Here is a 20,700-nt window from a genome sequence, read left to right as displayed (position 1 = left end):
CCGGGCGCTGCGCGTCGTTAGCGCCGGTGCCCGAGCGGACGGGGATCTTCCTCACGACGGGCGCGTCGTCGCCGATAGGGATCAGGGGCGGGGGACGATGAGCAGCGGGCGAAGGGAGCCTTGTGCGGGATCGGAACGTGGAGAAGGCCGCGGCGACGGCGGCCGAGGAATGCGGCTGCGCGCCGACGGCGGCCGAGCGGGGCGCGCTGTGGCGCCAGCCGGTCAGCCGCCGCAGCGCCTTCGGGATCGGGGCGCTGGGCGTGGTCGCGCTCGCCGCCTTCGGCGTCGGGTCCGGCGTCACCGCCGCGCACGCCGCGTCCTACCCGAGCTGGGACGACGTCCAGCGGGCGAAGAACAACGAGGCGGCCAAGGCCGGTGAGGTCACCCGGATCCAGGGGCTGATCCAGTCCCTCGAGCGCAAGGTCGCCGAGACCCAGGCGGCGGCACAGGTCGCGTCGGACGAGTTCTACGAGGCCCAGCAGGCGTACTTCGCGGCCATCACGGAGGCGGAGACCCTGCAGGCTCAGGCCGACGAGCAGTCGGCGCTCGCGGAGGAGACGGCGAAGAAAGCCGGTCAGGTCGCCGCCCAGCTGTACCGCAGCGGCGGGGACGACACCGCTCTGGAGCTGTTCTTCGCAGGGTCAGGCGCCAACGCCGACGAACTCCTGTCGCGCCTCGGCACGATGAACAAGTTCCTCGAGTACAACCAGACCACCTACGACAACGCCGTCTCGGCGCGCGACACCGCCCAGGCGCTGACGGCGCAGGCCGACGTCGCCCGGGACGAGCGCGACCGCCTGCAGCAGGTCGCCGAGCAGAAGATGGTCGCGGCGCAGCAGGCCGCGGACGCCGCGCAGGCCGCACTCGACGAGCAGGCGGCGAACCTCGAGACCCTCAAGGCGCAGCTGGCGGCCCTCAAGGACACCACGACCAAGACGGTCGCGGGGTACCAGGCGGGCGTCGAGGCGCGGCGGCGGGAAGAGGAAGCCCGCCGCAAGCGCGAGGCGGCTGCGGCGGCCGCGGCGGCGGCAGCTGCCGCTCGGGGGACCAGCGGCGGTGGTGGCGGTGGCGGTGGCGGCGGTGGTGGCGGCGGCTCCGCGGGCAACGGTGGCTGGGTCCGCCCGCACGGCGGCGCGCGCAGCTCGAGCTACGGCCCGCGCACCCCCATCTGCGGTCCTCAGGGCTGCTCGTCGAGTTTCCACTACGGTGCGGACCTTGCCAACGGCTGCGGCGCCGCGATCTACGCCGCGAACTCCGGCACGGTCGACTATGCCGGACCGAACGGGAACTACGGCAACTACATCCGCATCCAGCACGGCGGCGGCATCAGCACGGGATACGCCCACATCAAGCCGGGCGGCATCAACGTGCGCAGCGGACAGTGGGTGCGCTCCGGCCAGGTCATCGCCTATGCCGGTGACACCGGGCGATCGTTCGGATGCCACCTCCACTTCGAGGTCTACATCAACGGCGGGTACACGAACCCCGTGCGCTTCATGGAGCAGCGCGGCATCTACGTCTGAGGCGCCCGAAACCCCGTGTTGTCGCCGAGGCCCCGCCGTATCCACGTGGATACGGCGGGGCCTCGGCGCGAAAGCGGGGTCTCGGGAGGGGTCAGCGCTTGAGGTTGGTGAGCTCCTGGAGGACCTCGTCGCTGGTGGTGATGATGCGGGCGTTCGCCTGGAAACCGCGCTGCGCGACGATGAGGTTCGTGAACTCCTGGGAGAGGTCGACGTTCGACATCTCCAGAGCACCGCTGATGATGCCGCCCAGGCCGCCGGTGCCGGGCTGTCCGAGCTCGGCCTGACCCGAGTTGCCGCTCGGACGGAACTGCGACGAGCCGACCTTCTCCAGACCCCCGGGGTTGACGAAGCCGGCGAGCGCGATGCGGGCCAGCACCTGGGTGTCGCCGTTGCTGAACGTGCCGACGAGGCTGCCGTCGTTCGTCAGGGCGTAGGAGCTCAGCGTGCCGGCCGGCTTGCCGTTCTGCTCCTTGATGGCGATGTCGCTGACGTCGGCGAAACCGGTCACCCCGGACAGGTCGACGGTGACGCCGCCGGACACGATGCTGCCGGCGCCGTTCTGCACGCCGTTGGTGAAGGTCAGCGCGGTGCTCGCGCCCGCGCCGTCCGTGACATCCCACCCGGTCGCGCTGCGCGTGAAGGTCAGTCGCAGGGTCAAGGCGGAGCCGTCGGCGCCGTACGTCTTGATGTCGCGCACGAGCGTCTCGCCGACCGGGGCGCCGGAGGGCAGGTTGCCCGTGGCGCGCGCGGTGGTGGTGGCCGCGGCCGGGCTGAGGGCGCCGACCGGGAGGGTGATGTCGCCGATGCCCTGGCCGGGGACGATCGCGCCGTTGCGCGCCGTCCACCCCTGGACGAGCGCGCCGCCGGCGCCGACCAGACGGCCGCTCGCGTCGAAGGTGAAGCCGCCGTTGCGGGTGTACAGCGTCTCGCCACCGGAGCGGACGACGAAGAACCCGTCGCCCGAGATCATCAGGTCGGTGGGAACGCCGGTCGGCTGCGGGGCGCCGCCGGCGAAGTTGGTGCTGATGCCGGCGACCTGCACACCGAGCCCGACCTGGGCCGGGTTCTGTCCGCCCGTCGCCTGCTGCGGCAGCATCGAGTTGCGCAGCAGCTGCGAGAGGGAGTCCTGGAACTGCACGGACGAGGCCTTGAAGCCGGTCGTGTTGACGTTGGCGATGTTGTTGCCCGTGACGTCGAGCATGGTCTGGTGCGAGCGGAGTCCGGAGATTCCGGAGAAGAGGGAACGGAGCATGGTGATGCCTTTCTGGGGAGCGGGGTCAGGCAGCGGTGCCGGGGACGAGGGAGACGCCGGAGACGGCGTCGAGGGGGATCGACTTCTCGCCGATGGTCACGGTGGGGATGGCTCCCGCATAGGAGACCGCGGTGACGATGCCCTTCTGGGTGACACCGTCGGCGTCGACGTACTGCGCCTCCTGGCCGAGGAGGGCGGCGGCGGTCTGCCGCATGCTGAGCGCGAAGCTCTCGGTGCTCGTCGAGGCGAGCGCCGTCAGCTGCTCCATGGAGGCGAGCTGCGTGGTCTGCGAGATCATCTCGTTCGTGTTCATGGGGGAGCTCGGGTCCTGGTTGGTGAGCTGGGTCACGAGCAGCTTGAGGAACACCTCGGAGTCGAGCGTCTTCTTGCGCTCGGTCGCCGGGGTCGTGCTGCCGGTCTGCACACCGGACGTCGGCGTGGCACCCGGCGGGAGGGTGCCGGTGATGGAGTCGACCGTGGTCATGGGGTCCTCTCTGGTCAGGCGTAGACGTCGATGCCGCCGAGCGGAGCGACGGGCGGTGCGGGAGGGGGCGGGGGTGGAACTTCTGCCGGCGTCGGCGGGACGGCGGAGGCGCGCGCGGCCGCCTGGTGCCGCTGGGCATCGGCGCCGCCGTTCCCGGTCTGACCGCCCGTCCCTCCGTGCTGCGGCGAGGAGGGCGAGCCGTCCGACGTGGTGAGGCTGAGGGTCGCCTGCGGAGCGGCGATCGCGAGATCACGACGGAGGTCGCCGAGGATGGCGCGCAGCGCGTCCCGCCCGAGCTCGCCGGGGGCGTGCAGCTCGATGCGGATCGTGGACCCGGCGATGAGGGCGCGCACGGTCACGGGGCCGAGGTTCTCCGGCGAGACGGTCAGCGTGATCCGGTGGTCCCCGTCCGGGGCCTGGGCGAGGGACACCACGGGGGCCGCCACCTGCGGGAGGAGAGCCGGGCGGGCCGGCGCGGCGACCGCGCTCGGCGGTGCCGCGGGGGCGAGAGCGGTGGCGGCGACCGGGCTCGGGGCGGCAGCGGCCCCCGCGGCCACGGGATCGACGCTCGGCGGGGCCGCGGCCGGCGGGGCGACCGATGCGGGGATCGAGGGTGCCGCCGGTACCGGGACCGCGTCGTCGGCGGTCGTCGCCTCTGCAGCAGAGGTCGAGGGCACGGTCGACGTGCGAGCCGGCGCGGCCGTGGAGACTCGGGGCAGGGAGGCGTCCGGTCCTGTGGCCGTCCCGCTCCCGACGGCGGTGCCGGGGGGCGCGACTTCTCCGGTCTCTCGACCCGGGGTGGGGGGCCGCAGGCCCGGTCGGACGGTCGCCGGGTCCGGAGACGGTGCGACCGGCGGCGCCGACGTCGGGAGGAGCGGGGCCGCCACGGCGTCCCCGGCGTCGGACGGCGAGGCGGAGGAGGGGGTACCCGCGGTCTCCCCGGAGGCGGGCGTCGCCGCGGCGCCCGCCGTGCCCTCGCCGGGTACGAGGAGGGCGTCCTGCCCGGCGGCGGACGGGAGGCGCGGAGGCGAGACCGCCGTGGGTGTCTCCGTCGTCGCCGGAGGTGCGTCCGATTCGGCGGAGAGGGCTGGCACGAGTGGCGCGCCGGCACCCGCGGGCGTCGGCGGGGCCGGGAGCAGCGGTGAGACGGTCGCGGCGCCCTCGACCGGAACGGTGGCCGCAGGCTCGGCCTCGGTCGTGGTCTCCGCGGCGCTGCCGGGGTCGTCGGTCGCACCGGGACCGGGGGATGCCGTCTCCCGCACCGCATCGCGCACAGCCTCGGCGAACGCGGTCGCACCGGGTGAGCCGGTGCGTGCGGCTGGGGTGGAGGGACGCACGGGGCGGGCATCCAGGGCGGTGAGGAGGTCGAGCGCGGTCATGCCGTCCCCTCCGTCCGCGAGCGTGCGGCGATCTCGTCGAGCTCCGCCTGCTCGGCGTGCAGGTCGGCCGTCCGCACGGCTACCGCGTGGTTGTCCGCGAGTCGTTCGAGGCCGCGGAGCGTGCGCCGGGCGTCCGCGTGCGCGGACCGCGCCTCCGCGACCGTCTCCTGCTGGAGGTCGGCCAGCGCGGTGAGGTCGGCGAGCAGCGCCCGCCCGGAGACCCGGGCCGCGGCGAGCGCAGCGAGGGTGCGCACGTCGACGGCCTCCGTGTCGGTACCGGCCAGGTGTGCGCGCAGGGCCCGGTCCCTGGCCTCGGTGTGCTGCGCGTCGATGACCGCGCGCGAGAGGCGCTGCGCGGCGGCGCGCTCCTGGATCTCCCGCACGCGCAGGAGACCGGCGAGAGAGAACCCTCTGCTCATGACACCCCCTCGAAGGCGGAGACGAGGCCGTCCAGTCGCGTCCAGGACTCCTCGATCGCGCTCGTCTCGTCGAGCGGCTGGGTGAGGAAGGCCGAGATGGCGCGCTCGTGGGCGATCGCCGCATCGATGCGGGCGTCGGCACCGGCGTGGTAGGCGCCGATGTCGATGAGGTCGTTCGCCCGGCGTCGGGCAGCGAGCACGGCGCGGAGGGTGGCCGCCTGTGCACGGCGCTCCGGACTCGTGATCTTGCCGGCCACGCGGGACACGGACCCGAGGACGTCGATCGCGGGGTGGTGGCCGGCGAGGGCGAGGGCGCGATCCAGCACCACGTGGCCGTCGAGGATGGAGCGGACCGTGTCGGCGATGGGCTCGTTGTGATCGTCGCCGTCGACGAGCACGGTGTAGATGCCGGTGATGGACCCGGCGCGGTCGGTGCCGGCGCGCTCCAGCAACCCGGCGAGGAGGGAGAACGTGGACGGCGGGTAGCCGCGGGTGGCCGGCGGCTCACCCGCGGAGAGCCCGATCTCGCGCTGGGCCATCGCGACCCGGGTCAGCGAGTCCATCATGAGGATCGCGTGGGCGCCCTCGTCACGGAAGGCTTCCGCGATCCGAGTGGCGGTGAACGCGGCACGGATGCGGGCCATGGCGGGCTGGTCCGAGGTCGAGACGATGACGACGGAGCGGGCGAGTCCCTCCGGCCCCAGATCGTCCTCGATGAACTCCCGCACCTCGCGACCGCGCTCGCCGACGAGGGCGATCACGTTGACCTCGGCCTCGGTGCCGCGGGCGATCATCGACAGCAGCGACGACTTCCCGACCCCTGACCCCGCGAACAGGCCGACGCGCTGTCCGCGGCCGACGCTGACGAGGGTGTCGAGGGCGCGCACGCCGAGGGGGAGCGCGGTGTCGATGCGGTCGCGCTCCATGATCGAGGGGGTGTCGTGATCCAGGCTCACGTGCGGCGCCGCGAGCGGACCCTTCCCGTCGATGGGGCGTCCGAGCCCGTCCAGGACCCGGCCGAGCAGCGCCGATCCGGTGGGAACCCTCACCGGGCCGCCGCGGCCGCGCACGGGGGCGCCGACGGTGAGCCCGGCGACCGAGGCGAGCGGCATGCAGCGCAGCCCGTCCTCCCCGGTCGCGACGACCTCGGCGTCGATGCCGTCGAGCGTCACCACGTCCCCCACGGCGCCGTCGAGCCCGCGGACCTGCACGCTGAGGCCGCGGACCTGCGAGACCTCGCCGATCCGTTCCGGACGCGCCGCCTCGAGCACCGTCGTCCAGGCGCTCACGGCGCGGCCTCCGCGACCGCGCGGCGCGCCCGGTCGAGGGCGGTCCCCACCCTGGCGTCGATGACACCGTGCTCCAGCACGGCCACGGCGTCGCCGCGGGTGAGGGTCTCGTCGGGCACCAGCGTGAGTCCGGAGATGTCGTCGCCGGCCTCCGCGGAGAGGACGCGGAGGTCGTCCGGGTGCAGACGGAGGCGACGTACGGCGGCCGCATCGGTCGCGCTCAGGGCGCGGCGGGCCGCGGCGGCGGCCGACGCTCCTGCGTCGCTCAGCTCCGCGGCGATGATCAGTTCCGCGAGGTCGATCGCATGGGAGTGCACCTGGCTCGTCGCAGCGGACTCCAGCTCCGCCTCTCGGGCGGCGAGGGACCGCGCGGCGGCGTGCAGGGCGGCGACGGCGGCGGCGACGTCCGCGGCGCGGGCGCGCTCCCGTTCGGCCAGCTCGGCCTCGGCGCCGCGACGGGCGGCGTCGGCGTCGGCCGCGCCCGCCCGGAAGCCCGCGGCGTGTCCCTCCGCGTACCCGCGGCGGCGGGCGCGCTCCTGTTCCGCCCGGTGGTCGGAGCCGCCGAGCCGGGGGAACGCAGCGGGGGCGAAGGCGTCAGTAGACATATTCGTCCTCGTCCGCCCGCTGCACGGTGATGTCTCCCGCGGCCTCCAGGGCACGGATCGTCCGGACGATCTCGGCCCGCGCCTCCTCGACCTGGGAGACGCGCACCGGGCCCAGCGTCCGGGCCTCCTCGTCGAGGTTCTCGCGGTTGCGCTCGGACACGTTGCGGCGGATGAGGTCGACGATCGGCTGCTGCGCCCCCTTGAGGGCGAGAGCCAGGGAGCGGATGTCCATGCCCCGCAGCACGCGCTGGGTGTCCCGGTCGTCGAGCTTGACGATGTCCGCGAACGTGAACATGCGCGAGCGGATGTCCTCGGCGAGGGCGCTGTCGCGGTCCTCGATGCTGGCCAGCAGCGCCTTCTCGATCGTCGCTCCCGAACGCCCGATGATCTCCACCAGCGGCTCGACGCCGCCGAGCACCTCGGGGCTGTCCCGCGAGGCGAGGCTGCCGGTCCGGGCCTTGAGGGCGTCGGCGACGATGACGATGGCCTCCTGCGAGGCGGTGCCCATGGTGGCGATGGCCTGGGCGACGTCGGTCCGCGCCGGATCGGGCAGCGCAGCGAGGACGGCGGCGGCCTGTTCGGCGGGGAGATGGGCGAGCACCAGGGCGACGGTCTGCGGCAGCTCCCCGTCGAGGAGCGTGGCGAGGTGGGCGGCGTCGGCGGAGGCGAGGAAGTCGAACGATGCGCTCATCGACGTCGAGCCGACCCGGCCGAGCACGGCTGCCGCCCGCTCGGAGCCGAACGAGGCCTCCAGCAGGCCCGCGGCGATGTCGCGTCCGCCGCGCGCCGGCGGGAGGTGCCCCGCGGCGATGCGATGGAACTGCCCCAGCGCCTGGACCGTGGTCTCCGCGTCGAGATCCTGCAGCCCGATGATCTCGGCGGCGACGGCCTCGGCCTCCGCCTCGGAGAGGTGCTTCATGACCTGGACGGCCTGCGCGCGGTCGAGGTTCATCAGGACGATCGCGGCCGTCTGCCGATCCGTCAGTCCGCTCATACCCGCGACCTGTCGTCGATGAGGGTGCGCAGCAGCTCCGCGGTGCGCTGCGGATCCTGACGGGTGAGCGCGGCGATCTCGGCGCGGCGGCGCTCGAGGCTGATCTGCGTGGGCTCGGGCTCGGGATCCGGGTCGAGGTCGGGTACCGGCTCGAGGAAGGCGAGCGGCGTGGTCGGCGCCTCCAGCACGGCCGTCGGCGCGTCCGCCGAGAGCGCGGACAGCTCGACAGGACGATCGCCGAAGAGCTGGTCGAACTCCTCCACGCCGCGCGCCTTCCGCCGGGAGCGGACGATGAGGGCGGCGATCGCGGCGATGAGCGGGATGGCGATGGCGGCCGCGATGATGACGGTGTTCAGGAGGGCGGCCTGACGGGCACCCTCTTCGGCCTCCTTCGCCGCCTGCAGCGCGGCCTGCGCGGCCTCGGCATCGGTCTGGCTGAAGGCGACGAGTTCGACGGCGAGCTCGTCGCCGCGGGTGCGGTCGATGCCGGCGGCGGTGGCCACGAGGTCGCTGAGCTGGGCGGAGCTGAGGTCGCCCCCGGCCCCGGCGTCCACGGCGACCGACACGGACTGCCGCAGCAGGGTGCCGGCGGGAGTGGAGGTGCTCTCCGTGGCCTTGTTGACGGCGTTGGTGCGCGTCTCCTCGGTGTTCGTGTAGGTGCCGTCGCCGTTCCCGTTCGGCACGGCGATGTTGTCCGGACCCAGGACACCGGCTTCGGAGGTCGATCCGTTGCTGTTCTGCTCACGGACCTCCTCGGTGAGCGGGGGAGCGCCCTCGGCCGGGGTGTAGGTCTCCTCGACGCGTTCGTTCACCGAGCGGTCGATCTCGGCGACGACGGTCACGGTCGCATTCCCCGGGCCGACCACGGTGTCGAGCATCTGCTGCACGCTCGCGGCCACGCGGGCCTCGTAGTCGCTCGCCTGCTGATCGAGTCCGCCGGTGGCCCCGCCGCCCACGGTCGAGAGCGTGCGCCCGGTCTGATCGACCACGGCGACATTCTCCGGCTTCATGCCGCTGACGGCCGCCGAGGTGAGGTGCACGATGGCCTCGACCTGCTTCTGGTCGAGCGTCGTGCGTCCGGCGGTCTCCACGAACACGGAGGCGGTCGCATCGACGGTCTCCGACACGAAGACGCTCTCCTCCGGGATGGCGAGCTGCACCGAGGCCGCGGAGACGCCGTCGATGGCGGAGATCGTCGCGGCGAGCTCGCCCTCGATCGCGCGCTTGTAGGTGACCGACTGCTGGAACTCGCTCGTGGTGACACCCATGTCGTCCAGCAGCGAGTACCCGGCCGATCCGGCGCTCGGCAGCCCGGCGGAGGCGGCGGCGAGCCGCTGGTCGTACACGTCCTTCTCGGGGACGAGCACCGTGGCGCCGCCGTCGGCGAGCTCGTAGGGCACGGAGGCGGAGCGCAGCTGCTCCACCACGGCGTTCGCGTCCGAGGCGTTCAATCCCGAGAACAGTGGGGTGTAGGTGGGGCGGCTGAGCCAGCTGGACAGCGCGATGATGCCGAGCGCGAGCACCGCGATGCCGATGATGGCGATGGTCCGCTGCGCGAGCGAGAATCCGGCGACCACCCGCCGCATCCGCTGGAACGCCCCGGTCACTGCCGGGGGCATCAGGCCTGCATCCGCATGATCTCGTTGAACGCGTCGACGCCCTTGTTGCGGACGGCGGCGACGAGTTCGAGGGTGACGGCGGCGCGCGAGGACGCGATCATCGCCGCATGGATGTCGTCGAGGTCCCCGGTCACGGCCGCGACCTTGAGGGTGTCGGACTCGGACTGCAGCGAGCGCAGTTCGTCGATCGCTCCGGTGACGCTGTTCGCGAAGGCCGAGTCGTCGCCCGTCTTCGCGCCCGTGACGGGCGAGGTGGTCATGCCGAGGGACGAGGCGACGGCCTCGATGCCGGCCACGGCGCTCACGCGTTCCGTCCGATCTGCAGCGCCGCCTCGTACGAGTTGCGGGCGCGGTCCACGATCGCCGCGCTCGCCTGGTATCCGCGCTGCGCGAGGATCAGCTGGCTCATCTGGTCTCCCAGGTCGATGTCGGGGTAGCGCACGTAGCCGTCGGCGTCGGCGAGCGGGTGGTCGGGCTGGTGCACGAGCCGGCCCTCCGCATCGCCCTGGACGGTCCCGGCGACGTAGACGCCGGGGGACTGGTCGCTGGTCTGGGCCAGGATGTAGCGTGCCCGGAACGCCGCGCCGTCGGTGGGTGTCGCCGTGTTGATGTTGGCGATGTTGTCGCTGATGGCGTCGAGCCACTTCCGGTGCACGGTCAGCCCCGTGCCGGCGATCCCGATGGCGTCGAAGGTCATGACGTCCTCATCGCGGTGCGCATCGAGGAGAACGACCCGTTCACGGCCTGGGTCGCGAACTGGTAGCGCAACATGGTGTCGATGCTGGAGAGGGTCTCGGTGTCGAGGTTCACGTTGTTGCCGTTCAAGCGCGTCGGCTCGAGCGAGGTCCTGACCGTGGCGGACACGTCCCCGTCGCCGGCGGCGATCGAGTCGGCGAGCGCCGCCTCGAACTGCACACGCTTGGCGTGGTAGTCGGGGGTGTTGATGTTGGCGATGTTGTCGGCGATGGCTCGCTGGCGCAGCGAGAGGCCGTTCAGCGCACTCGTCAGTGCGGTGATGGTCACAGAGTCGAACACGAACCGGCTCCCCGTGTGTGGGCGAAGTGGCCGTTCCCTGGCCGAGTCTTGCGAGCCATCCGTGCTCTCGGGAGACTGTCGGCCGTCCGTGCGGTTTCGTTAGGAGGGTCGCTCACCCGTCCACATCGAGGTAGGCGGGAGCATCCGGCGGGCGGGGTGCCGGAACCCGGCGGACGGCGCCGAGGTGCTGCCGCAGCCCGTCGAGCTCCGACCGGGCGCGTTCCATGGCGGCGTGCTGCCGGTCGATCACCGCGCGGGCGCGGTCGGCGAGGTGCGGCGGGAGCGGCGAGGACGGCGGCGCCCAGGGGATGATGTCATGCACCTCGACGGCTCCGGCCGGCGCGGCGAGGATCCGGTCGGCGTCCGCCTCGAGCCGGTCGAGCAGCGCGGCCCAGTCCTCGTCCGTCATGCGCGGCCCTCCGCGACGGCCAGGGCGGCGGTGTGCCAGGCGTCGCGCAGCGGCACGACGAGCTCGCGGCAGGCATGGGTGCGCTCCGGGTCGCGGCCGATGTTGGCGCCGATCAGCGTCTGCGACAGGAACACGTACAGCGAGCGCAGTCCGGCGCTGCCGCTCCATCCGTCGGTGAGGGAGGACGACAGCTCGGCCACGATCGCCTGCGCGTGCTGGAGCTGGGTGTTGGCCTCGGCCCAGTCGGCCGCCCGCTGCGCCGTCTCCGCGCGCTCGATGTCGAGCAGGAGCCGGTCGTAGAGCATCGTGACCAGGCGCTCCGGCGGGGCGGACAGGATGGCGTCCTCGCGGTACCGCTGCTGGGCGCGCAGGGCGGCGTTCATGCTCACGAGTCCGACCCGGAACGGCTGCTCGGCAGCGAGTTGATCTGCGAGGCGAGGTAGGAGGACTGCGACTGCATCTGCGACAGCATCACCTCGAGGCGGGCGTAGGTGCGCTCCAGCGAGGCCTTGCGCTGCGCGAGGCGCACGTCCCAGCGCTCCATCTGCTCGCCGAGGCTCTTGACCTCGCTCTCCTGGCCCGTGATCCGCGAGGTGAGCAGCCCGTCGTACTTGTCCGAGTAGGACGTCGCCGTCTGCTCCACACGCGCCGCGACCGCGGAGAAGAGAGCGCCGACGGCTGCGGGGTCCTTCGCCAGCGCCTCGGAGAACTTCTCCTCGTCGAAGGTGAGCTTGCCGTACATGTCGGTCGAGATGCCGACCGTGGAGGGGGAGACCCCGTCCACCGGGTGCTGGATGGCGTCGGCGAGGGCGGTCCGCAGGCCGCGGATGGTGCTGTCGCCGGTGAAGACGCCGAGCGTCGTCTTCTCGCCCTGTCCCGCGGCGACGGTGGCCTTCGAGCCGTTGTCGATGCGGGTGAAGATGTCGGTGAGGAGGGCGATGAACTCGCCGGAGGCCTTGGCCCTGGCCTCGCTGTCGACGGCGACGGTCACGGTGACGGGGGACGTCGAGACGGTGGAGACCGTGACGTCGACGCCCTCGAAGAGATCGGTGAAGGTGTTGCCGGACGAGGTGATGACCTGTTCGGCCGCGGTGCCGGCCCAGAGGCGCAGCTGCGCGTCCGTGCCCGTGGAGATGACGGCGGCCCCGGGCTCCGTGGACACGTCCGTGGCGGTGCCGGCGGTGACGGCGGCGAGGTCTCCCGCGTAGACGCGGAAGCGTCCCGCCTCGCCGGACTCCTCGGCCCGGAGCTGCAGGCGGTAGACGGGGGTGCCGTCGGCATCCTTGCCGGCGGGGACGGCGGTGGCGAGGACGCCCGTGTCGGCGTCGTTGATGGCCTGGGCGATGTCCTGCATCGAGGTGGAGTCGGCCTGCACCTGCACGCGCTTCCCCGTGGCGTCCTCGAGGGTCAGCACGGGCGGGTCCGCGGGCCAGCGGGAAGCGGCGGCGGAGACGACGGTGTGCGCCTGGGCGACGCGGTCGACGACGATGTCGGTCGACACGGGCGCGGCGCCGGTGCGCAGGGCGACCTTCACCGATTCCGACGACGAGGTGCCGGTGAAGCGGTCGAGACCGCCAGGCGCTGCGGCCTTCTCGGCGGCGGCGGCGAGGTTCTGCACGGCGGTGTTCAGGGTGCGCAGCTGCTTCATGACGACGTTCTTGTCGTCGATCTTGGCCTTGAGCAGCGTGCGGGGGATGGCGTGCACGTCCATCAGCGCCTTGATAACCTCGGTGGTCTTCAGCCCCGACACGAGGCCGTCGAGCGAGAGCGACATGCGGCTTCCCTTCTGTGTGCGGCGGGGCCCGGGCGACGGCCGAAGCCGTCACCCGGACCCCCGGAGTGATTCCGTGCGGCGGCGCGGGTCAGCGCAGCAGCTGGAGCACGCCCTGGTTGGCCTGGTTGGCCTGGGCCAGCATGGCCGTTCCCGCCTGCGACAGGATGTTCGCGGACGTGAACTTGACCATCTCGGACGCCATGTCGGTGTCGCGGATGCGGCTCTCGGCGGCGGCGAGGTTCTCGGCCGACACGTTGAGGCTGTTGATGGTCGACTCGAAGCGGTTCTGCAGCGCACCGTAGCCGGCACGTGCGGTCGAGACCGCCTGGATCTGCGTGTCGATGCCCGCCAGAGCCGCGCCGTACGTCGCCGCGTCCGTCATGCCGGCCGCGAGCGTCTTGATGTCGGCGCCGAGCGTGGCGAAGTTGGTCAGGCCCACCGAGATCTGGTCCTCGGCGGCGACCGCACCCGCACCCACCTGGAACGTCAGCGTCGCGCCGCCCGAGAGCAGCTTGATGCCGTTGAAGTTCGTGCTCGACGCGATCCGGGTGAGCTCGTCGCCCAGGGCGGAGATCTCGGTCTGGATGGCCTCGCGCGACTTCGCGTTGTTCGAGTCGTTCGCGCCCTGGTTGGTCAGGTCGCGCACGCGCTGCAGGATGGAGTGCACCTCGGTCAGGGCGCCTTCTGCGGTCTGGATGACCGAGATGCCGTCCTGGGCGTTGCGAGCCGCGACGTTCAGGCCGTTGACCTGCGAACGCAGGCCCTCGGAGATCGCGAGGCCGGCGGCGTCGTCCGCTGCGCGGTTGATGCGCAGACCGCTCGAGAGCTTCTCGAGCGACTTCGACAGGTCGTTCTGCGTGTTGGACAGGTTGCGGTAGGCGTTGAGCGCGCCCACGTTGGTGTTGATCTGCATACCCATGAGGGTTTCCTCCGTGATGTGTTGTACGGGAGACCATCCGTGGTCTCCTGCCCTGACCTATCGGCGGAGGATGCGGACGCGTTAGGCGGGGGCGGCGGCGCGGAAGACGTCGCCGATCCGGACGCCGGCGGCCTCGGCGATGCGGCCGAAATAGGCGTCGCGTGCGGCAGGCGAGACGCGGGTGGTGGTCGTGGTCTCGGTGCCGCCCTCCGCGAAGTAGCGGTCGAGGGCGTCGCGGAGCAGGCGCACGGCCTCCGACCGCTGCTGCGAGACGGCCGAGTGGGTCACGCCCAGCTCCTCGGCGATCTCCTTCACGGGCCGCTCCTCGATGTAGACGGCCACGATGATGCGCCGCATGCGCTCGGGGAGGGCGCCGATGGCGTGTTCGAGCACCTCACGCCGTTCGCCGACCATCGCCGACTCCTCCGGCAGCGGGATGTCGGCGACGAGATCGCGCGTGGCGGGGTCGTCCAGCGGGGCGACGGTGCGTGCGGCGTCCGCGAGGGCCTCGACGACCACCTCCTTGGGGGAGCCCATGGCGGTGGCGATCTCGGTGGCGGTCGCCGTGCGGCCGAACGCGGCGGTGAGGGTCTCGCGGACGGCGACCGTCTCCTTGATGCGCTTGCGGATGCCGCGGGACGCCCAGTCCATGGCGCGCATCTCGTCGGCGAACGCGCCGAGGATGCGTCGACGGGCGTAGGCGCCGAAGGGGACGCCGAGCGCGGGGTCGTACGCGTCGGCGGCGGTCACGAGGGCGAGCGCGCCGACGGCGGCGAGCTCTTCGCGGGGGATATGGGTAGCCCGAGCATGGGTGTCTGCAGCGAGGTAGCCGACCAGGGGGAGGTTGGCCTCGACGAGGCGGTTGCGCTCAGCGCGCGACGACATGGGGGATGATCCACCTCTCTGGATGCACTCCGGAAGCTCATGGCGAGGGATAGATGGCCATATCACAAGGTCCGAGATATGTCCATGGGGAGCACTAACCGCCGCCAATGCACATAGTAACCTTAGGGGCGCGGCGGCCGATAGAGATTTATGAACCGTTAACAGGCGGGCCGATCGCACCCGCGTGGGGCGGGGGATCGCTGGGGACAAAGGGGATCATGGGAGCCAACGAACTATCGATGCAGCTCTGGCGCGAGCGCGAGCTGCTCGAGATGCTGCTTTTCAAGCTCGACGAGCAGCAGCTGCTGCTCGCCGCCGGCCGGTCGCACTGGATCCAGTTCGCGGCCAGGGAGATCGATCAGGTGCTCGACCGCCTCCGCGCGGCGAGCCTGGCCAGGGCCGTCGAGGTCGCCGGTGTCGCCGAGGAGTGGGGGGCTCCTCAGGACGCGACGATCGGTCAGCTCATCGAGCACGCTCCGGACGGAGCCTGGGGCGATGTCTTCACCGACCACATGCGTGCGCTGGTGAAGCTGACAGCGGAGGTCGAGCAGATGCGCGATGCCGCCGCGGAGCAGCTCAGCGGAGTGCTCCGCGCCACGCAGGAGACCATCGCCGCTCTCGGCCAGGAGAGCGGCGAATACACCACCCGCGGCGACCGCGCCCGCGAGGACGCCGCCCGCATCATCGACACCGAGATGTGACCGAGAGGGATTCATGTCGACCTTCAGTGGACTGACCACCGCCGCCAGCGGCCTCGCCGCCGCACGGCGGGGCATGGACGTGGTCGGGCAGAACATCGCCAACCAGAAGACCGAGGGGTACACGCGGCAGCGCGTCGAGACCTCCTCGATCGCCGCCGTCGCGCAGACGGGCCGCTTCAGCATGGGTGCCCTCCCCGGACACGGCGTCTCGATCGACGCGGTGTCCCGCCTCGGCGACGCGCTGCTCGACGCCCGGGTCCGCGACACCCTCGGCGCTTCCGGCTACTGGGCCACCCGCGCGCTGGCAGCGACGACTGCCGAGTCGGCCCTCGCGGAGCCGACCGACAAGGGCCTCGCCAACCGGCTGACCAGCTTCTGGGCGGGCTGGCAGGACCTCGCCAACACCCCGGATTCGGGTGCGGCGGCCGCGAGCATCCTGGAGTCGGCGAAGGAGCTCGCCGCCCATATCTCCGGCGGCTACCGCACGGTCGCCGCGCAGTGGACGGCCGCCCGCGGGACCGTCGAGCGCACCGTCAGTCAGGTCAACGCCGCCGCCGACCAGATCGCGGTGCTGAACAGCGAGATCCGGGAGGCGCTGGCCTCGGGGCGATCGGCCAACGAGCTCACCGACCGCCGCAACCTGCTCGCGGAGGACGTGGCCCGGCTCGCCGGCGCGACGGCCACCGTGGAGACGGACGGCACGCTCACGGTCCGCCTCGGCGGCAACGCCCTGGTCTCCGGCGGCGACGCCCGTCACATCGCGCTGACCGGCTCGGCGACGATCGACGGCGCTCCGCGCGTCGGGGTCGCCTGGGAGTCGGTGCCGGATCTTCCCCTCGTCGTCGACGGGGGAGAGCTGGGCGGCTCCCTCGCGGTGCTCGCCCCGGCCGCCGACGGCGGGATGCTGGCGCAGCTCGCCGCGACATACGACCGCGTCGCCACGGTGCTCGCGGAGTCGCTCAACGCCCAGCACCGCGCCGGTGTCACGGCGTCCGGACAGCCGGGCGGCGACTTCTTCACCCTCCCGGCCACCGGCTCCGCCGCGCTCGGGATGCGGGTGGCCGTCACCACGGCGGCCGACCTCGCCCTCGCCGCCCCCGGGGCCGGAGCCAAGGACGCGACCAACGCCGACCTCATCTCCCAGATCGGGCAGCGCGCGACCTCTCCGGACGCGCTGTGGACCGATCAGGTGACCCGCTTCGGCGTCGCCACCGCGGCCGACGTGCAGCGCGCGAAGGTGTCGGATGCGGCGGCTGTCGGCGCCGTCGGTGCGCAGCAGTCCGTCGCGGCCGTGGACGGCGACGAGGAGACGATCAGCCTCCTCACGTACCAGACCGCCTACCAGGCGGCGGCCCGCGTGCTCACCGCCGTCGACGAGGCCCTCGACGTCCTCATCAACCGCACGGGCGTCGTCGGACGCTGATCGGAGAAGCTCCATGATCTCTCGCGTGACCCAGACCACGATGACGCAGACGGCGATGCGCCAGCTGCAGTCCAACCTCTCCGAACTCGCCCGTCTGCAGGAGCAGGCCACGTCGCAGAAGGCGTTCGCCGCCCCCTCGGACGACCCGGCAGCGGCGGCGGCCGCCCTCGCCCTGCACGCCGAGCAGCGGCGCACCGAGCAGTACGCGCGCAACATCGACGACGGCCTGGCCTGGGTGACTGCCGCCGACACGGCGATCACCTCCAGCACGTCCCTGCTCTCGCGGGTGCGGGACCTCACCGCGCAAGGGGCCAACGACGGGGCGCTGGACGCCACGGCGAAGGAGGCCCTCGCGGTGGAACTGGAGGGCATCCGCGACGAGCTGCTCGCGCAGGCGAACACCCGGCTGCTCGGCCGGTCCGTGTTCGCCGGCACGTCGGACACCGCGGCCTTCGCGTCCGACTACTCCTACAGCGGTGTCGCCGGCTCCGAGGTCACCCGCCGCGTGTCCGATGCGGCGGCCGTCCGCGTCGACACGGACGGTGCGGCGGTGTTCGGCACCGGAGACGACTCGGTGTTCGCCCTCGTCGACCGCATCGTCGCCGATCTCCGCTCCGGCACCAACGTGGGGCCCCGACTCGGGGAGATCGACGACCGCCGCACGGCGATGCTGGGCGTGCAGGGCGCGGTCGGCACCAGACAGGCTCAGATCGAACGCGCCAAGGAGGCGGCAGTGCAGAATTCCGTGTCCCTCGAGTCCCGCCGCGCCGCGGTCGAGGATGTCGACTCGGTCGAGGTGCTCATCCGCCTGCAGGCGCAGGAGCTCGTCTACCGCTCGGCGCTCGCCGTCAACGCGCGCGTGCTGCAGCCGACGCTGATGGACTTCCTGCGATGACCGCCGTGCTCACCTTCACGGCCCCACCGCCCGGGCTGGCTCCGCACGTGGACTTCGCCCTCGCACCCGTCGACGGTGCGGACGGGCTCTTCGCGATGCGGGCGGTCGAGGACGACGCCCTGCGGCTCTACCTCGTCGACCCGAACACGGTCCTGGCGGAGTACGCGCCGATCCTCACGGACGCCCAGGTGGCCGACCTCGCTCTCGCCTCGGCGGACGACGCCTTCGTGCTCGTGGTGGCCCACCCCGGCGCCGACGGCGTCAGCGTCAACCTGCTGGCGCCGGTCGTCGTGAACCGGGCGACGGGAGCGGCGACCCAGGTCATCCTCGAAGGCCAGGACTACCCGGTGCGGGCGCCGCTGGGCTGACCCGCGCGGGTGCCGGGGCGCCGGGCGTGACGGGCGGGGTGACGACTACCCTGGAGACGTGATCCTCGCCGTCGACACGTCCCTTGGCACCGCCGTCGCCCTCATCGACCCGGACGGGACGTCTCGTGCCGAGGCCGGTACCGCCGATCCGCTGGGCCACGCCGAGGTGATCGGCGACCTCGTCCACGACGTACTCCGGGAGGGGGGAGCCGACGGCATCACTCACGTCGTCGCCGGCATGGGCCCCGGTCCGTTCACCGGACTGCGCATCGGCATCGCGACCGCCAGGGCGTTCGCCCTCGGGCGCGGCGTCCCGGTGGTGCCGGTGCCGAGCCATACGGCGGCCGCGCTGACGATCCAGTCCACGGTGACCGGGCCGTTCGCCGTCGTCACCGACGCCCGCCGCCGCGAGGTCGCCGTCACCGTGTTCGACGGACAGGATGAGGACGGGATCCCGCGCACGATCGCCGACACGGTGCTCGTGCGGGCCGCCGACGCCGACGATCATCTCGCCGGTCTCCGCCGGGTCGACGTGACGACGCTGTCCGCAGCCGACCTCGCCAGGGTGGGAGCGCGCGCATTCGCCGCCGGGCGGGCCCTCGCGGGGGACGAGCCGCTCTACCTGCGGCACCCGGATGTGTCCCTGCCCGGTGCTCCGAAGAAGGTGGGCGCATGACGCTCCGGGACGCGCGGCCGGACGATCTCGACGCGATCATGGCCATCGAGCAGCGCTCGTTCCCGACCGACGCGTGGAGCCGGGACACCATGGCGAGCGAGCTGGCGAGCCCGCACGGCCGCTACCTCGTCGACGAGCGGGGCGGGGCGATCGTCGGATACGGCGGCATCCGGGCGCTGCAGGGCGGTGCGGACGCCGACATCCAGACCATCGCCCTCCTCGCCGAGGTCCGGGGTCAGGGCCGCGGGCGCGCGCTGCTGCGTGCGCTGCTCCAGGCGGCCGCCGACCGCGGGGCGCTCGAGGTGTTCCTCGAGGTGCGCGCCGACAACCCTCCGGCCGAAGGACTGTATCGCGCGGAGGGCTTCGAGGAGATCGGCAGGCGCCCCCGCTACTATCAGCCGGATGACGTGGACGCGATCGTGATGCGTCTGGATCTGCGCCGCCACCCGGCGCCCGCCGACACGCCGGAGGAGGCGACCGCATGAGTGAGCCCCTGGTGCTCGGCATCGAGACGAGCTGCGACGAGACCGGCATCGGCATCGTGCGCGGTCGTACGCTGCTGTCCAACACGATCGCCTCCAGCATGGACGAGCACGCCCGGTACGGCGGCGTCGTGCCGGAGGTCGCCGCCCGCGCGCATCTCGAGGCCCTCCAGCCGACCATCGACGCCGCGCTCGCCGAGGCCGGCGTCCGTCTCGCCGACCTCGATGCGGTGGCCGTGACCAGCGGTCCGGGCCTCGCGGGAGCGCTCATGGTCGGTGTGGGGGCGGCGAAGGGACTCGCGGTCGCCCTGGACAAGCCGCTGTATGCGGTCAATCACCTCGTCGGTCACATCGCGGCCGACATCCTGACGCCGGACTCGGCGCCGTTGGAGTATCCGACGATCGCGCTGCTGGTCTCCGGCGGCCACACCTCCCTGCTCCACGTGCGCGATCTCACGACCGACGTGGAGCTGCTCGGCGAGACCGTGGACGACGCCGCGGGCGAGGCTTTCGACAAGGTCGCCCGACTGCTGTCCCTGCCCTACCCCGGCGGCCCCGAGATCGACAGGGCCGCGGTGGGCGGAAACCCGGACGCGATCCGCTTCCCGCGCGGGCTGTCCCGCGCTTCCGACCTCGCGAAGCATCGCTACGACTTCTCGTTCTCCGGGCTGAAGACCGCGGTCGCCCGCTGGATCGAGCGCTTCGAGGCCGAGAACGCCGAGGCGGGTGCCGACGCCCGGGACCTCCCGATCGCCGACGTCGCTGCCAGTTTCCGGGAGGCCGTCGTCGACGTCCTGGTCACCAAGGCGCTCAACGCGTGCGCCGACCTCGGAGTGCCGCGGCTGCTCCTGGGCGGCGGTGTGATCGCGAACCGTCGGCTCCGCGACGTCGCCCTCGCCAGGGCCGCCGAGGCCGGCGTCACCGTGCGCATCCCTCCGCTGTCGCTCTGCACGGACAACGGCGCCATGATCGCGGCGCTGGCCGCTGAGCTCATCGCGTCCGGGCGCCCCGCATCGACCCTCGGCTTCGGCGCCGACTCGACCCTGCCGGTCACCGAGATCCAGGTCGCGGAGGCGGTGCCGGCGTGACCGGGCTCGCGCAGGAGCCGGAGTCGGACGGGGCCACGCCCCGTGCGCGGGTCGAGCGCGCGAGCGGGCAGGTCGAACGCCCGGCCGGGACGGCGCGCCTTCCCGGAGCCCCGCGCGAGGGCTACACGAAGCTGCCGACCGGTCCGGTCGGCATCGAGCCCGTCGTCGTGACCGGGCCCGACCTCGACCACGGAGAGGACGAGGGCTGGGAGCCGGCGGTCGAGCCCGCCGTCGTCGACGACACCCGCCTGGCCCCGTGGGCGCTGCTGGCGGCGATCGTCGCCCTCGGCGCGTCGTTCTTCGTCGGGTGGGGGATCCCGGTCGCGATCGTCGCGGTGATCGCCGCCATCATGTCCCTCCGGCGCCCCGTGGAGAACCGGGCGATCGCGCGCTGGGCCCTCGTGCTCGGCCTGTGCGCGACCGTGTACAGCCTGGGATGGCTGGTCTGGGCGGGGATGCAGTTCGAGAGACTCGGCTAGGC

25 protein-coding genes are annotated in these 20,700 nt (G+C 72.7%); 9 read left to right on the top strand and 16 right to left on the bottom strand.

The annotated features are described in order from the left end of the window. Window positions 1-137 precede the first annotated feature (137 nt). Window positions 138-1,523 carry a M23 family metallopeptidase gene (locus AB0N68_RS15480; protein ID WP_232089188.1) on the top strand — a complete coding sequence of 462 codons (1,386 nt, stop codon included), beginning with the start codon at window positions 138-140 and terminating at the stop codon, window positions 1,521-1,523. A 91-nt stretch (window positions 1,524-1,614) separates the two neighbouring features. On the opposite strand, the gene AB0N68_RS15475 is transcribed toward AB0N68_RS15480, so the two are convergent. From AB0N68_RS15475 to AB0N68_RS15400, 16 genes are all read right to left on the bottom strand, one after another. Further along, window positions 1,615-2,775, bottom strand: a complete 1,161-nt coding sequence (locus tag AB0N68_RS15475; RefSeq protein ID WP_292794345.1) for a flagellar hook protein FlgE — start codon at window positions 2,773-2,775, stop codon at window positions 1,615-1,617. 25 nt (window positions 2,776-2,800) lie between these two features. After that, window positions 2,801-3,259 carry a flagellar hook assembly protein FlgD gene (locus tag AB0N68_RS15470; RefSeq protein WP_136050650.1) on the bottom strand — a complete coding sequence of 153 codons (459 nt, stop codon included), beginning with the start codon at window positions 3,257-3,259 and terminating at the stop codon, window positions 2,801-2,803. Window positions 3,260-3,273: 14 nt separating this feature from the next. After that, window positions 3,274-4,638, bottom strand: a complete 1,365-nt coding sequence (locus AB0N68_RS15465; RefSeq protein ID WP_313366417.1) for a flagellar hook-length control protein FliK — start codon at window positions 4,636-4,638, stop codon at window positions 3,274-3,276. Next, on the bottom strand, window positions 4,635-5,057 hold the full coding sequence (locus AB0N68_RS15460) for a hypothetical protein (RefSeq protein WP_259955187.1): 423 nt from the start codon (window positions 5,055-5,057) through the stop codon (window positions 4,635-4,637). Before AB0N68_RS15460 ends, AB0N68_RS15465 begins: the two co-directional genes overlap by 4 nt. Further along, window positions 5,054-6,346, bottom strand: a complete 1,293-nt coding sequence (locus AB0N68_RS15455) for a FliI/YscN family ATPase (RefSeq protein ID WP_313366418.1) — start codon at window positions 6,344-6,346, stop codon at window positions 5,054-5,056. Before AB0N68_RS15455 ends, AB0N68_RS15460 begins: the two co-directional genes overlap by 4 nt. Further along, a complete protein-coding gene (locus AB0N68_RS15450) occupies window positions 6,343-6,951 on the bottom strand; it encodes a FliH/SctL family protein (protein ID WP_313366419.1) in 609 nt (202 codons plus the stop codon). Before AB0N68_RS15450 ends, AB0N68_RS15455 begins: the two co-directional genes overlap by 4 nt. After that, the gene (gene fliG, locus AB0N68_RS15445; RefSeq protein WP_363333045.1) at window positions 6,941-7,945 is read right to left on the bottom strand and encodes a flagellar motor switch protein FliG; all 1,005 of its coding nucleotides are present in this window, start codon (window positions 7,943-7,945) and stop codon (window positions 6,941-6,943) included. The genes AB0N68_RS15450 and fliG overlap by 11 nt, the downstream gene beginning before the upstream one ends. Then, a complete protein-coding gene (gene fliF, locus AB0N68_RS15440) occupies window positions 7,942-9,564 on the bottom strand; it encodes a flagellar basal-body MS-ring/collar protein FliF (protein WP_259955193.1) in 1,623 nt (540 codons plus the stop codon). Before fliF ends, fliG begins: the two co-directional genes overlap by 4 nt. Then, window positions 9,564-9,824 carry a flagellar hook-basal body complex protein FliE gene (gene fliE, locus AB0N68_RS15435; protein WP_259955212.1) on the bottom strand — a complete coding sequence of 87 codons (261 nt, stop codon included), beginning with the start codon at window positions 9,822-9,824 and terminating at the stop codon, window positions 9,564-9,566. Before fliE ends, fliF begins: the two co-directional genes overlap by 1 nt. A gap of 41 nt (window positions 9,825-9,865) precedes the next feature. Then, window positions 9,866-10,261 carry a flagellar basal body rod protein FlgC gene (locus AB0N68_RS15430; RefSeq protein WP_071327494.1) on the bottom strand — a complete coding sequence of 132 codons (396 nt, stop codon included), beginning with the start codon at window positions 10,259-10,261 and terminating at the stop codon, window positions 9,866-9,868. Next, window positions 10,258-10,599 (bottom strand): flagellar basal body rod protein FlgB, encoded by a 342-nt coding sequence (locus tag AB0N68_RS15425; RefSeq protein ID WP_280566804.1) that lies wholly within the window; start codon window positions 10,597-10,599, stop codon window positions 10,258-10,260. Before AB0N68_RS15425 ends, AB0N68_RS15430 begins: the two co-directional genes overlap by 4 nt. Window positions 10,600-10,711: 112 nt before the next feature. Then, the gene (locus tag AB0N68_RS15420) at window positions 10,712-11,008 is read right to left on the bottom strand and encodes a hypothetical protein (protein WP_268777199.1); all 297 of its coding nucleotides are present in this window, start codon (window positions 11,006-11,008) and stop codon (window positions 10,712-10,714) included. Then, window positions 11,005-11,391 carry a flagellar export chaperone FliS gene (gene fliS / locus AB0N68_RS15415; RefSeq protein WP_187664103.1) on the bottom strand — a complete coding sequence of 129 codons (387 nt, stop codon included), beginning with the start codon at window positions 11,389-11,391 and terminating at the stop codon, window positions 11,005-11,007. Before fliS ends, AB0N68_RS15420 begins: the two co-directional genes overlap by 4 nt. Before the next feature lie 2 nt (window positions 11,392-11,393). Then, entirely contained in the window at window positions 11,394-12,782 is a 1,389-nt protein-coding gene (gene fliD, locus AB0N68_RS15410) for a flagellar filament capping protein FliD (protein ID WP_292798176.1), read from the bottom strand. Window positions 12,783-12,870: 88 nt separating this feature from the next. Further along, a complete protein-coding gene (locus tag AB0N68_RS15405; RefSeq protein ID WP_197971868.1) occupies window positions 12,871-13,701 on the bottom strand; it encodes a flagellin N-terminal helical domain-containing protein in 831 nt (276 codons plus the stop codon). An 81-nt stretch (window positions 13,702-13,782) separates the two neighbouring features. Further along, window positions 13,783-14,586, bottom strand: a complete 804-nt coding sequence (locus AB0N68_RS15400; RefSeq protein ID WP_268777198.1) for a sigma-70 family RNA polymerase sigma factor — start codon at window positions 14,584-14,586, stop codon at window positions 13,783-13,785. 218 nt (window positions 14,587-14,804) lie between these two features. On the opposite strand from AB0N68_RS15400, the gene flgN reads away from it, so the two are divergent. Genes flgN through AB0N68_RS15360 form a run of 8 tightly spaced genes read left to right on the top strand, consistent with a single transcriptional unit; the run spans window position 14,805 to window position 20,698 of the window. Next, window positions 14,805-15,287, top strand: coding sequence for a flagellar export chaperone FlgN (gene flgN, locus AB0N68_RS15395; RefSeq protein WP_025104341.1), 483 nt, complete (start codon window positions 14,805-14,807; stop codon window positions 15,285-15,287). A gap of 13 nt (window positions 15,288-15,300) precedes the next feature. Continuing rightward, a complete protein-coding gene (gene flgK / locus AB0N68_RS15390) occupies window positions 15,301-16,710 on the top strand; it encodes a flagellar hook-associated protein FlgK (RefSeq protein WP_280566793.1) in 1,410 nt (469 codons plus the stop codon). A gap of 13 nt (window positions 16,711-16,723) precedes the next feature. Further along, window positions 16,724-17,605 carry a flagellar hook-associated protein FlgL gene (gene flgL / locus AB0N68_RS15385; RefSeq protein WP_259955203.1) on the top strand — a complete coding sequence of 294 codons (882 nt, stop codon included), beginning with the start codon at window positions 16,724-16,726 and terminating at the stop codon, window positions 17,603-17,605. Further along, window positions 17,602-17,973: a flagellar assembly protein FliW gene (locus tag AB0N68_RS15380; RefSeq protein WP_187663415.1), complete on the top strand. Its 372-nt coding sequence runs from the start codon at window positions 17,602-17,604 to the stop codon at window positions 17,971-17,973. The genes flgL and AB0N68_RS15380 overlap by 4 nt, the downstream gene beginning before the upstream one ends. 58 nt (window positions 17,974-18,031) lie before the next feature. Continuing rightward, window positions 18,032-18,649 (top strand): tRNA (adenosine(37)-N6)-threonylcarbamoyltransferase complex dimerization subunit type 1 TsaB, encoded by a 618-nt coding sequence (gene tsaB, locus AB0N68_RS15375; RefSeq protein WP_259955205.1) that lies wholly within the window; start codon window positions 18,032-18,034, stop codon window positions 18,647-18,649. Further along, on the top strand, window positions 18,646-19,134 hold the full coding sequence (gene rimI, locus AB0N68_RS15370; protein WP_259955207.1) for a ribosomal protein S18-alanine N-acetyltransferase: 489 nt from the start codon (window positions 18,646-18,648) through the stop codon (window positions 19,132-19,134). The genes tsaB and rimI overlap by 4 nt, the downstream gene beginning before the upstream one ends. Then, window positions 19,131-20,219 carry a tRNA (adenosine(37)-N6)-threonylcarbamoyltransferase complex transferase subunit TsaD gene (gene tsaD, locus AB0N68_RS15365; protein WP_187663418.1) on the top strand — a complete coding sequence of 363 codons (1,089 nt, stop codon included), beginning with the start codon at window positions 19,131-19,133 and terminating at the stop codon, window positions 20,217-20,219. The genes rimI and tsaD overlap by 4 nt, the downstream gene beginning before the upstream one ends. Continuing rightward, on the top strand, window positions 20,216-20,698 hold the full coding sequence (locus AB0N68_RS15360; protein ID WP_259955208.1) for a hypothetical protein: 483 nt from the start codon (window positions 20,216-20,218) through the stop codon (window positions 20,696-20,698). The genes tsaD and AB0N68_RS15360 overlap by 4 nt, the downstream gene beginning before the upstream one ends. Window positions 20,699-20,700 lie beyond the last annotated feature (2 nt).

The sequence above is a fragment of the Microbacterium meiriae genome (assembly GCF_040685015.1).
Classification (GTDB): Bacteria; Actinomycetota; Actinomycetes; order Actinomycetales; family Microbacteriaceae; genus Microbacterium; species Microbacterium meiriae.
This window is presented reverse-complemented; position numbering and strand designations above follow the sequence as displayed.

Bases quoted from the DNA above. Each gene is read 5' to 3' on its own strand.
- AB0N68_RS15475 (WP_292794345.1), bottom strand. From the start codon at position 2,775: ATGCTCCGTTCCCTCTTCTCCGGAATCTCCGGACTCCGCTCGCACCAG.
- AB0N68_RS15470 (WP_136050650.1), bottom strand. From the start codon at position 3,259: ATGACCACGGTCGACTCCATCACCGGCACCCTCCCGCCGGGTGCCACG.
- AB0N68_RS15465 (WP_313366417.1), bottom strand. From the start codon at position 4,638: ATGACCGCGCTCGACCTCCTCACCGCCCTGGATGCCCGCCCCGTGCGT.
- AB0N68_RS15460 (WP_259955187.1), bottom strand. From the start codon at position 5,057: ATGAGCAGAGGGTTCTCTCTCGCCGGTCTCCTGCGCGTGCGGGAGATC.
- AB0N68_RS15450 (WP_313366419.1), bottom strand. From the start codon at position 6,951: ATGTCTACTGACGCCTTCGCCCCCGCTGCGTTCCCCCGGCTCGGCGGC.
- fliG (WP_363333045.1), bottom strand. From the start codon at position 7,945: ATGAGCGGACTGACGGATCGGCAGACGGCCGCGATCGTCCTGATGAAC.
- fliF (WP_259955193.1), bottom strand. From the start codon at position 9,564: ATGCCCCCGGCAGTGACCGGGGCGTTCCAGCGGATGCGGCGGGTGGTC.
- fliE (WP_259955212.1), bottom strand. From the start codon at position 9,824: ATGACCACCTCGCCCGTCACGGGCGCGAAGACGGGCGACGACTCGGCC.
- AB0N68_RS15430 (WP_071327494.1), bottom strand. From the start codon at position 10,261: ATGACCTTCGACGCCATCGGGATCGCCGGCACGGGGCTGACCGTGCAC.
- AB0N68_RS15420 (WP_268777199.1), bottom strand. From the start codon at position 11,008: ATGACGGACGAGGACTGGGCCGCGCTGCTCGACCGGCTCGAGGCGGAC.
- fliS (WP_187664103.1), bottom strand. From the start codon at position 11,391: ATGAACGCCGCCCTGCGCGCCCAGCAGCGGTACCGCGAGGACGCCATC.
- fliD (WP_292798176.1), bottom strand. From the start codon at position 12,782: ATGTCGCTCTCGCTCGACGGCCTCGTGTCGGGGCTGAAGACCACCGAG.
- AB0N68_RS15405 (WP_197971868.1), bottom strand. From the start codon at position 13,701: ATGGGTATGCAGATCAACACCAACGTGGGCGCGCTCAACGCCTACCGC.
- AB0N68_RS15400 (WP_268777198.1), bottom strand. From the start codon at position 14,586: ATGTCGTCGCGCGCTGAGCGCAACCGCCTCGTCGAGGCCAACCTCCCC.
- flgN (WP_025104341.1), top strand. From the start codon at position 14,805: ATGGGAGCCAACGAACTATCGATGCAGCTCTGGCGCGAGCGCGAGCTG.
- flgK (WP_280566793.1), top strand. From the start codon at position 15,301: ATGTCGACCTTCAGTGGACTGACCACCGCCGCCAGCGGCCTCGCCGCC.
- flgL (WP_259955203.1), top strand. From the start codon at position 16,724: ATGATCTCTCGCGTGACCCAGACCACGATGACGCAGACGGCGATGCGC.
- AB0N68_RS15380 (WP_187663415.1), top strand. From the start codon at position 17,602: ATGACCGCCGTGCTCACCTTCACGGCCCCACCGCCCGGGCTGGCTCCG.
- rimI (WP_259955207.1), top strand. From the start codon at position 18,646: ATGACGCTCCGGGACGCGCGGCCGGACGATCTCGACGCGATCATGGCC.
- tsaD (WP_187663418.1), top strand. From the start codon at position 19,131: ATGAGTGAGCCCCTGGTGCTCGGCATCGAGACGAGCTGCGACGAGACC.